12 protein-coding genes are annotated in these 10,392 nt (G+C 40.6%); 5 read left to right on the forward strand and 7 right to left on the reverse strand.

All coding sequences use genetic code 11. The features are described from left to right. Positions 1-198: 198 nt before the first annotated feature. Both V7077_RS18275 and V7077_RS18280 read left to right on the forward strand, forming a co-directional pair. Complete coding sequence (locus V7077_RS18275; protein WP_335504532.1) at positions 199-612, forward strand: MarR family winged helix-turn-helix transcriptional regulator; 414 nt, start codon at positions 199-201, stop codon at positions 610-612. A gap of 15 nt (positions 613-627) precedes the next feature. Next, the gene (locus tag V7077_RS18280; protein WP_335504534.1) at positions 628-1,836 is read left to right on the forward strand and encodes an MFS transporter; all 1,209 of its coding nucleotides are present in this window, start codon (positions 628-630) and stop codon (positions 1,834-1,836) included. Between the two features lie 253 nt (positions 1,837-2,089). On the opposite strand, the gene V7077_RS18285 is transcribed toward V7077_RS18280, so the two are convergent. From V7077_RS18285 to pxpB, 3 genes are read right to left on the reverse strand one after another with little or no spacing between them, the layout of a single operon-like run. Beyond that, a complete protein-coding gene (locus V7077_RS18285; protein WP_335504537.1) occupies positions 2,090-3,034 on the reverse strand; it encodes a biotin-dependent carboxyltransferase family protein in 945 nt (314 codons plus the stop codon). Next, on the reverse strand, positions 3,031-3,798 hold the full coding sequence (locus V7077_RS18290; RefSeq protein ID WP_335504539.1) for a LamB/YcsF family protein: 768 nt from the start codon (positions 3,796-3,798) through the stop codon (positions 3,031-3,033). The genes V7077_RS18285 and V7077_RS18290 overlap by 4 nt, the downstream gene beginning before the upstream one ends. Then, complete coding sequence (gene pxpB, locus V7077_RS18295; RefSeq protein WP_335504541.1) at positions 3,785-4,525, reverse strand: 5-oxoprolinase subunit PxpB; 741 nt, start codon at positions 4,523-4,525, stop codon at positions 3,785-3,787. The genes V7077_RS18290 and pxpB overlap by 14 nt, the downstream gene beginning before the upstream one ends. A 168-nt stretch (positions 4,526-4,693) precedes the next feature. Here pxpB and V7077_RS18300 point away from each other — a divergent pair, with 168 nt between their 5' ends. Then, positions 4,694-5,257 carry an FAD-dependent oxidoreductase gene (locus tag V7077_RS18300; RefSeq protein ID WP_335504543.1) on the forward strand — a complete coding sequence of 188 codons (564 nt, stop codon included), beginning with the start codon at positions 4,694-4,696 and terminating at the stop codon, positions 5,255-5,257. Positions 5,258-5,277: 20 nt separating this feature from the next. After that, positions 5,278-5,661 (forward strand): VOC family protein, encoded by a 384-nt coding sequence (locus tag V7077_RS18305; protein WP_335504545.1) that lies wholly within the window; start codon positions 5,278-5,280, stop codon positions 5,659-5,661. A gap of 53 nt (positions 5,662-5,714) precedes the next feature. Here V7077_RS18305 and V7077_RS18310 read toward each other — a convergent pair whose 3' ends face one another. Beyond that, positions 5,715-6,581 carry an aldose epimerase gene (locus V7077_RS18310; protein WP_335504547.1) on the reverse strand — a complete coding sequence of 289 codons (867 nt, stop codon included), beginning with the start codon at positions 6,579-6,581 and terminating at the stop codon, positions 5,715-5,717. A gap of 170 nt (positions 6,582-6,751) precedes the next feature. On the opposite strand from V7077_RS18310, the gene V7077_RS18315 reads away from it, so the two are divergent. Further along, positions 6,752-8,269, forward strand: a complete 1,518-nt coding sequence (locus tag V7077_RS18315; RefSeq protein WP_335504550.1) for an MDR family MFS transporter — start codon at positions 6,752-6,754, stop codon at positions 8,267-8,269. 40 nt (positions 8,270-8,309) lie between these two features. On the opposite strand, the gene V7077_RS18320 is transcribed toward V7077_RS18315, so the two are convergent. From V7077_RS18320 to V7077_RS18330, 3 genes are all read right to left on the reverse strand, one after another. Then, complete coding sequence (locus tag V7077_RS18320; RefSeq protein ID WP_335504553.1) at positions 8,310-8,705, reverse strand: cytosolic protein; 396 nt, start codon at positions 8,703-8,705, stop codon at positions 8,310-8,312. 66 nt (positions 8,706-8,771) lie between these two features. After that, positions 8,772-8,957 carry a hypothetical protein gene (locus V7077_RS18325; RefSeq protein ID WP_335504555.1) on the reverse strand — a complete coding sequence of 62 codons (186 nt, stop codon included), beginning with the start codon at positions 8,955-8,957 and terminating at the stop codon, positions 8,772-8,774. Between the two features lie 29 nt (positions 8,958-8,986). Continuing rightward, positions 8,987-10,162: a trans-sulfuration enzyme family protein gene (locus tag V7077_RS18330; protein WP_335504557.1), complete on the reverse strand. Its 1,176-nt coding sequence runs from the start codon at positions 10,160-10,162 to the stop codon at positions 8,987-8,989. Positions 10,163-10,392 lie beyond the last annotated feature (230 nt).

Here is a 10,392-nt window from a genome sequence, read left to right on the forward strand (position 1 = left end):
TTCCGTACACTTTCTAATTCCGCACACTTTCTAATTAATTCCGTGCACTTTCTAATTAATTCCGCGCAAATTTCTATTATTCCCGTAAACCCCATTTCTCCACAATTCCTGCCCAATTATCCAATCCAGCCTTGACAATTCCCACAATTTCCACTATAGTTACCTAGGTAATTAATTTTAAAAACATAGGAGCGGACCATGTTAACCCACGAATTATTCCATACACTTCATCAGCTTTCCAGACATCTCACCAACAAACTAAATGAAGCCTTAAAACCATTAGGATTATACAGTGCCCAGTGGGCCGTTATCTATGTTCTGAAAAATAAAGGGTCACTGACACAAAAAGAACTTTGTGATTACCTATTTGTTGAAGCGCCGCCCATGACTAGGACCATTCAACGGTTAGTGAAACAAGGATATGTGACTCAAGTCCCCGGGAAAGACAAACGTGAAAAGCATGTCCAGCTAACAGAATTGGCCAATCAGGAATATTCAAAATGGGAACATATTGTTAACTCGGTCAATCATGAACTCATGAAAGACTTCCCTATTGATTCTCGAGAACAACTCGTAAAACTCCAAAAAAGCTGGTTACAGCAAATTTTATAAATTGAGGTGCATTACATGAACAAACCTAAACTATGGACAAAAAACTTTATTAGTATTTCCTTTAGTAATCTTTTTCTATTTTTAACTTTTTACATCTTGCTTGTTACCCTTCCATCTTACGCACTTGATGAATTACACAGTAGCTCTTCGATGGCAGGCTTGATGACAACGGTCTTTTTACTATCAGCGATTATTTCTCGGCCTCTTGCCGGACAATGGCTCGAACGGGCGGGAAATAAGAAGGTATTGCTAACAGCTCTCATTCTTTTCGCTGCAGCCTCTCTTCTTTATTTCTTACCTAAAACCGTTGGTGGTTTCTTAGTGATTCGTCTCTTACATGGGATTGGCTTTGGTATGGCGACTACAGCTGTAGGGACAATTGTGGCAGATATCATCCCTGCTTCCCGTCGTGGAGAAGGAATGGGCTATTTTGCGATGTCAACCAATTTAGCAATGGTTTTTGGCCCTTTTGTGGGATTACTGGCGATGCAGCAATGGGGTGCTCGTCCATTATTTATTCTTAGTGTGATTGTAGCTTTTTGTTCTTTAATAACAGGGTTAATTGTGAAACATAATACATTTGAAACTCCTGAACAAACGAAAGCTCATTCTTCTTTTTCCATCAGCAGCCTGTTTGAGGCTTCTGCAGTGCCTATTTCAATTGTTGGCAGCTTTATGGCGATTGTCTACTCTGCTCTATTATCATTTGTATCGATTTATGCAAGTGAAATTCACTTAGAGCACATCGCCAGCATGTTCTTTGTTGTCTATGCGATTATCCTATTAGCGTCAAGACCATTTACAGGTAAATGGCTGGATCAGTATGGTCCGAATGTGATTAGTTTCCCATGTATTATTCTTTTCGCCATCGGGATGTTTATTTTGAGTCAAAGTAATGGAGCCGTTACCTTCCTATTATCAGCAGGATTGATCGGAATCGGCTGGGGTACCCTTTTCCCAACCTTCCAAACAATCGCGATTCAAGATGCAGAACCTCGAAAAAGAGGCTTGGCAACGGCAACGTTCTTATCCATCTATGATACTGGAATTGCATTAGGTTCCTTTATTGTTGGGGTTATTGCCTCAAAGATGGATTACAGTACTCTTTATTGCTTCTTTTCGTTTTATATCTTAATTGGATTGGTTCTTTTTTATTTCCTTCATACGAAAAAGGATGCTTCGGCAAAAGAATCTGCCAAACAAACAAAAGCACAGGAAATTTAAGTTTTTTAACAATCCTCCTCGATTTGTTATATAATGGATTGAAACAAATTAGAGGAGTGACGATTATGGCAAAATCAAAAGCCAAAAAGCTTAGAGAAAAACGAGCTCGCGAAGGCCAACTAAATTCCGAAGCGAAGAGAAGTCCATTTGTTTTCACGGATATGAGAACTAGAACAACCAAAAACAAAAAAGATCATTTATATCAGTTCAAACACAAGAACCATCAATCCTATGACGGAAATGATGGTTCTTTTTATTTTGCTACCCCCAGTTGCAAATGCCTTAATAACCGCTGCCTTTCCAGATAATGCTGTTGCGCTTCCTCTACTGACACCATGGAAAAGTGAAGAATGCTGTCAGGCACCGCTTGAGCAACCCTCGGAATGTCGACTGAGATTACTGTTCCGATTCTTGTGTAGCCACCGGTGGTTTGCCGATCGGCGAGGAGAATGATGGGCTGGCCGCTTGCGGGGACTTGAATTCCGCCTAGCGGGATGGGGTCGGAGATGATATCGGGACCGCCGATGTGTTCAAGTTTAGGACCTTTTAGCTGATACCCCATCCGGTTGGCTTGATGGGTCACCATAAATTTCTCCGAGAGAAACCGGTAAATACTCTCCTCTGTAAATCGATTCTCATGAGGTCCTATAACCACTCGAATGGTCATCTCCTTTGTATAGTGGGGAACCAATTCCGGATGAAGCATTTTATATGGCTTTCTTATCAAAGGGCTGCCCGCTAGTACATCTCCCTTCTGCAATGCCCGTCCCTCTAAGCCGCCAAACTTTCCATTTAAAAAGGTGGATTTACTGCCTAATACAAAAGGAACTTCAATGCCTCCTCCAATGGCTATATAAGCTCGTGCTCCTCGTTGACAATGGCCAACTGTCAGGACCTGACCCTTCCGTAAAAGGAAGCTTTTCCACATTGGAACTTCCGCCCCATCCACATGGGGCGTAAAATCACCACCGCAAATGGCGATTGCTACATCACTTATCGCCTCCACTTGAGGTCCTATAATAGCTGCCTCTAGTACGGCTTCGCCATTGTGGTTTCCAACAAGGATATTTGCCACTTGCATGGAATAGGTGTCCATCGCCCCGGATGGACTGATTCCAAATTGTTGGTATCCATATCTCCCTAAATCCTGAACCGTTGTTTGCAGCCCAGGTTTCCATACTTTTAAAATAGCCTTCATTCGCTTCGCCAGCTTTTTCTAATCTCGATATTTTCCTGTTGAAAAGCCTGCTTTAGTTTCATTACAAACTCTAATGCCTGCGGGTCATCTCCGTGTACACAAATCGTATCCGCTTGAATCGCTATTTCTGCACCATCAACTGCCTGGACTTTTCCTTCCTTAATCATGCGAATAACACGAGTGATCGCATACGCCGAATCGTGAATCATCGCATTCGCTTCCCCGCGGGATGTTAATGTCCCATCAGGCTGGTAAGTTCGGTCGGCAAACACTTCTCCTGCAACCAGTAATCCCCGTTCCTCCCCCGCCTTCGCTAATTCACTGCCAGCAAGAGCAAATAAAACAAGCTTAGGGTTAACATCAAATACAGCTTGCACAATCGAATCAGCCATCTCCCTGCTCCTGGCCGCCATATTATATAAAGCCCCATGCGGCTTCACATGTACGAGTTTCACATCATTTGCCTTACATATCGCTTCCAATGCCCCTATTTGATAAACCATAAGATGATATATCTCTTGAGTAGTCAGCTTCATTTCCCTTCTCCCGAATCCGGCTAAATCCGGAAATCCAGGATGTGCCCCTATTTGAACGCCATATTTCTTTGCACGTCTAACGGTTTCAAACATGACATTGTGATCCCCGCCATGATACCCGCAGGCAATATTCGCAGAGGATATATATCTTAAAACTTCTTCATCGTTCCCAATTTTATATGCGCCAAAACTTTCTCCTAAATCACTATTTAAATCAATCACAGTCATTGGTAAACTCCCTTTTATAAGTTTTTAGCTGATAGACTTTCATAGCTGTTACTTGCTGGATTCTTTTATATTCATTCCAATCAATCGGGTAAAACTTTATATAGTTTCCGGCAGAAAAAAGAAATGGGGATGGACGCTCTAGGTCAAACAGCTTTAAAGGTGTAATCCCAATGATTTGCCATCCTGATGGAACATCTGCTGGGTATATGCCAGTTTGATTTCCGCCAATTCCAACCGCTCCTGCCTTCACACTTGGCCGTGGATGATCGAGTCTTGGAACAGCTAGGCTTGGCGGAAGCCCTCCTAAATAAGGGAAGCCCGGAACAAAGCCCATCATATAAATAAGATACTCTTTGCTTGTATGCTGCTGAATAACCTCCTTCTCACTTATCTGATGATAGTCGGCCACATAGGCTAAATCAGGGCCTGTTGCCCCGCCATAGTAAACGGGCACTTCATAAACCAATCGCTGTTCATCATCCATTTTATTAGCCGAAGAGGTATAGATTCTTTTGACCCAACTTTTTAAATCATGATAGCTGATCCTTTCTGGCTGATAGTGGATCGCAACCGTACAATAAGCAGGCACCCATTCGGTAATACCCTTTATGTTCGCTTCTTCAAGCCCTCTAATAAATTGCTGAATCTCCCTTTGGATCTTTTCACTAATTTGATTCCCAAACGAAACTTGCAGGCTTAAGTCACCAAGTGATTTTATCTCAATCATGATTATCCCCTAATTTTCATCGTTGGTTTTACGTTATAGCTTGGCTGTATATAATTCAAGTATTATCGTAGCTTTTTAACTAGAATTTTTGAAATGAAAGCACTTCATTTTACAATCATTTTTAATTACGCTAAGCTAGAATTATTACTAAATATTGGAGGGATTTTGATGTTTGATGTGGTTATTATTGGAGCAGGAGCTGCAGGAGCAAGTGCTGCCTTATTTACTGCTAAAGCTGGTAAAAAGACCTTGGTTGTCGACAATGACAAAAGCATGACCAAACGGGCTTGGATTGAAAACCATTATGGCGTTGCTGAAATTACTGGTCCAGATTTAATTGAGATTGGTAAAAAGCAAGCAACAAAATTTGGTGCAGAAATAGTAGAAGCTACTGTAACAGATGTTCAAAAAAATGAAGAAGGTTTCAAAGTCGTAACCGACCAAAACGAATACCAAGCCAAGCATGTCATTGTGGCAACTGGAGCTTTAACTGCTCTCGCTGAACCGATTGGTCTAAAAACCAAGCCAGGAACAGAACCTAGAATTAAAACGGTTCTCGATGTTGATACTGCCGGAAAAACCAATATTGATGGTATATGGGCTGCCGGAACGGTTGCTGGTGTGAGTGTACATACCATCATTACAGCTGGCGACGGTGCTAAAGTTGCCATTAATGTGATTAGTGAAATCAATGGTGAGCGTTATGTTGACCATGATGTACTAAAATCTTAATTAGCATAGGAGCAATGAAAATGGCTGTTAAAAAGATGGACCATGTTGGCGTATTTGTTAAAGACTTAGATGCATCACTGAATTTTTATCAAGAGATTGTTGGCATGGACCTTAAGGATAAGTTTACCATTAATAATGGAGCTTTAACCTTAGCCTTCCTTGGCTTCAATGGTTCTGATGAAACAGAACTGGAATTAGTATATGGCGGCAATCCCGATCTTCCAGAGGAAGGGAAAGTCAACCACATCGCTTTTTTAGTTGATGAAATTGAAGAGGAATTTAACCGTCTAAAGGGATTGGATATTTCTTTTATTAGTGAAGAGGTCACCACCCTTCCAAACGGGTATCGTAACTTCTTTGTAAACGGTCCCGACGGAGAAAAGGTTGAATTCTTTAAGAGATAATAGTAAAAAGCCTCCTTTTCTTCAGGAGGTTTTTTTACTATTATCTCTATTCACTATTTCACCGATATGACTAATGATGTATGAAGTGATTTACCTGGTTCAACCATCACTAACTCTACTTTACGATTCAGTTCATCGGTCATGGCCATCCATGGTTCGACGCAAATAAATTCTTGTTCTGCCTCTGTCCACAATACAATATACTTAAACTCATCCCCATATCTCATGGTAACGTTCTTCTTGAGTTCAGGAAGTTCAAAAGAAATTTCCCTTCTCACACTATCCCTTAATACTAAGGATTCCTTTTTCTCGGTTAAATTCAAGGAATGGTTAATAGGATGAACCTCCATGTTATTATAGTCTAAATAGGTTTTCGCATCGGTTTGATAGGTCAAATCTTTACTAGCAGTTTTAAAATAGGGGTGAAAACCTGCATACATTGGCATGGCCTCGTCGGAAGCATTCCGATAGACTTGGTCGATGTGAAGTTCATCTTTAGTAATGGTATAGCTGAAAATGACTTCAAATTGAAATGGATATTCTCTCAATGTTTCTTTACTACTGACTAATCGTAAAGTAACCGTGGCTTTGGTTTCATCTAACTTTGTTTCCCTTACTTCCCAAGGTTGATTTCTGGCGACACCGTGGTTTTTCATTTGGTAAACCTTATCGTTCCATTCATATTCCCCATTTTCTAGCTGCCCTGAAATCGGAAAAAGTATGGGTATACCTCCTCTAATATTTTTCTTTGGATCATAAAGGGTCTCTTTATTTAAAAATAAAATCTCGTCGTTTTCCACGCCAAAACCAGTAATAATTCCGCCACGCTCTGGAACAACCCTTAACCAGCTGCCCGATGTTTCATTAGATAATTCATAAACAGATAATTCCTTTTCCTTACAAATCTTAAGCTCATACATGTTCTACCTTCATCACCTTTAACAATTAAATTGACAATTCTATCACCCAATTAATAAAATTAATTTTAACCTACTTGTAGGTATTTAAACTCAAACAAAACTATAAAATGCAAAGGAGTGACCGGGACCTTCCCGTTAATTACATTTCGAAAAATTAAAAGGAGATTTCTATGATCAAACAGGGTACGAATCTTAAGCTCGTTGTAACCGGGCTGTTGCTCGCGATATTAATGTCGGCCATGGACAATACCATCGTTGCGACAGCGATGGGAACCATTGTCTCAGACCTCGGCGGCTTTGATAAATTTGTCTGGGTCACTTCTGCCTACATGGTCGCCGTCATGGCGGGTATGCCGATCTTCGGCAAACTATCCGATATGTATGGGCGCAAACGTTTCTTTCTTTTTGGGTTAATCGTCTTCTTGATTGGATCTGCACTTTGTGGAATAGCCCAATCAATTGTTCAGTTAAGTATTTACCGTGCCATTCAAGGAATTGGCGGCGGCGCACTGATGCCAATTGCTTTCACGATTGTATTTGATATTTTCCCGCCGGAAAACCGCGGCAAGATGACCGGTTTGCTCGGTGCTGTTTTTGGTGCCTCCAGTGTCCTTGGACCCTTACTTGGTGCCTATATAACCGATTATATTAGCTGGCATTGGGTCTTTTATGTAAACGTTCCTATTGGGATAGTATCAATTATTTTAATTGTTCGTTTCTATCATGAATCATTACAGCATGCGAAGCAAAAAATTGATTATCTTGGGGCAATTACGCTTGTCATTTCGGTCGTAAGTCTGATGTTCGCTCTCGAATTAGGCGGTAAAGAATATGATTGGGATTCTGTGCAAATTATTAGTTTATTTGCCAGCTTTTTCATCTTTTTTGTAGCCTTCTTTATTGCCGAGTTCAAGGCAGCTGAACCCATTTTACCACTTTGGCTTTTTAAACGCCGCTTATTTGCTGCCTCACAGATCCTCTCCTTCTTATACGGCGGAACATTTATCATTTTAACTGTATTTATTCCGATTTTTGTTCAAGCCGTTTATGGGGGTACAGCCAAAAACGCTGGATTAATTTTAACACCGATGATGTTAGGGTCAGTGGCAGGAAGTTCGATTGGAGGGATCTTTTTAACAAAAACGTCTTTCCGAAATTTGATGTTCTTATCCATTGTTTCCTATGTAGCTGGTATGTACTTACTTGGAACGATGACCGTTGATACTGCCCGCTATTTATTAACGATTTATATGATTCTGGTTGGCTTTGGAGTCGGCTTTTCATTTTCCTTGCTGCCAACTGCCTCGATGCACAATTTGGAGCCGCAATACCGGGGAACAGCTAATTCAACCAATTCCTTTTTACGTTCATTCGGGATGACACTTGGGGTCACCATTTTTGGTACGCTGCAGGGTAATTTGTTTACAGATCAATTAAAGGAAGCCTTTAAAGGAATGCAAGGCGGGGGCGGACAGCAATTTCAAATCGGCGACCCTCGGCAAATTTTCCAAGCAAGTGAACGAGCAAAAATTCCGGATTTTATCTTAGATAAAATTGTTCAAGCAATGTCATATTCGATCACACACACCTTTATTCTAACATTGATTCCAATTGCGCTTGCAGCGATTACGATTCTATTTATGGGGAACGCCCGCGTAGAAGTAAGCAAGAAACCCGCGAAAGGTTGAACAAACAAAGCACTGACCACAGCCGGTCAGTGCTTGCTTTTTAAACTTTAAGATCCTTGCCTGCTTCCACAATATGAAACAGTAAGTGGGCAAGATGATGAATGGGGCCATACTCTTGCTCTTCCTCATCCTCTTCCTCGCTGAATTGAAGATCACTTAAAAATAGCGCCATAAATTCATAGAAATCTTTCAATTGAAAGGAATAACAGCCGACCGGATCTTCATTGTCTTCTTCATATTGCAATGCCATGTAAGAGAGATTCCCATCGATGTCTGCCGCATCAAAAAAGACAAAAAAGCCAATATTGGTATCAAGCTCAAATAATTGTCTTGTACCGCCCTCGGTTGCTTTGTTAAATTCCTCTTGATTTATTTTCTGTATTTGCATGCTGTCTACATTATCTTCTTGGTGAAACCCAACAACAAATGATTCCATGATATCCTCCTTACCTCTTCATAAAGTCAAACACATGCTATTAGGATACCCATTAGTAGAAGGTTTTCATTCAGGCACCCGATGGTCTTCTTCATTTCTCACATGGTAATATTCCGTTAAAAGAGGATTATCTGTTGTCGCGAACCTTGCTGTTTGCAGAGTCATTTCCGGTTCCATCCCATATAGTTGTTTCATCGCCTCTTTTTCCCATTCTTCATCTTCAAAAAATCGACGCTGTTCTTGATCTCTCATGACCTTCACCTGCTTTCAATTTGAACTCTTTAATCACTTAAGGCCTGATCTAAATCACGCAGTAAAACATTCACATCCTCGAGACCGACCGCCAGACGAATTGTCCCCGGACTCATATGTTCCTTTATCAACTTTCCCTCGTTGTTTTTAAGATTAGGGGTAATAACAAGGCTTTCAAACGAGCCCCAGGAAACACCAATTTTAAAAGCCTTGAATTTGTTAATGACTTTTTCAACTTGATGATAATTTGCTTCTGCTAATTCAATACTCATCAAACCGCTGTAACCAAATAACTGTTTTTTTCCGAGCACAAAATCCGGATGGGATTCAAGTGCAGGAAAATGAACCTTGGCCACTTTGGGATGTGATTCCAAGTACGTTGCCACTTTTAACGCATTCTCCTGATGGGACTGCATACGCAATGGTAATGTTCTTATTCCTCTCAGCAATAACGCTGCTTCAGATGGCGGCATAGCAGCGCCCATTAGCAAATATTCTTTAGTAAATAAGGTGTTCATAATTTTTTTATTCGTAATTAAAGCCCCGCCTAGGACATCACTATGACCGCCAAGGTATTTGGAGGCTGAATGAACAACGACATCGATTCCGAGGGTTAGTGGCTTTTGAAATAATGGAGTTGCCCAAGTATTATCGATAATGGTTCGAATCCCGTTGTCCTTTGCCAGCTTACTGACTGCAGCTAGATCAATTAATCGGTAAGTCATATCCGTCGGGCTTTCGATAAAAATGACTTTGGTGTTGGACTGAATCGCCTGAGATATTTCATCAGTATTAGTAGAATATACAACTGAATGACTTATATGAAACTTTCCTAAATATTTTAGGAGTTCCATCGTCGAGTAATATATATTACTGACGCAAAGGACATGGTCGCCGCTCTGAACACTATTGATAAGGGCCGCGCTGATTGCTGCCATTCCCGATGAAAATGTTTTACATTCTTCCCCACGTTCCAGTGCGGCTAATTTTTTTTCAACTATTTCAACCGTAGGATTCGTTCCTCTTCCATACACATAATGGTGTTTTTCTGACTGAACAGCATCCACCAATTCACTCAATGTTGGATAAGTAAACAATGTGTTTTGAAATGTGGGCGGAACAACAGCGCCGTGAAAACGACCACGATCATTTTCATACTGCATACAAATTTGTTTATCTTGCTCAAACTCTCTTACATGTCTCATTGGATGGTCTCCTATAAAAGCAACTTTTTGCTTATTTTCTGCCTTCTATAGTCATTCATTCAATGAATAAAAAAATCCGTGAGAAATAGGAGTGCTGAAATACCTTCGCTATATTTAATCATAAAAAAACACCCCTAAAGTCAGATTTCACTCTAACTTTAGGGGTGAAGTACAAAATTTTACCTTTTTAATTTAGACTAAGTAAAAGAACCCTGTTGATTGGAGCGGAA

The organism is Neobacillus vireti, from assembly GCF_036962465.1.
Lineage (GTDB): Bacteria > Bacillota > Bacilli > Bacillales > Cytobacillaceae > Neobacillus > Neobacillus vireti_B.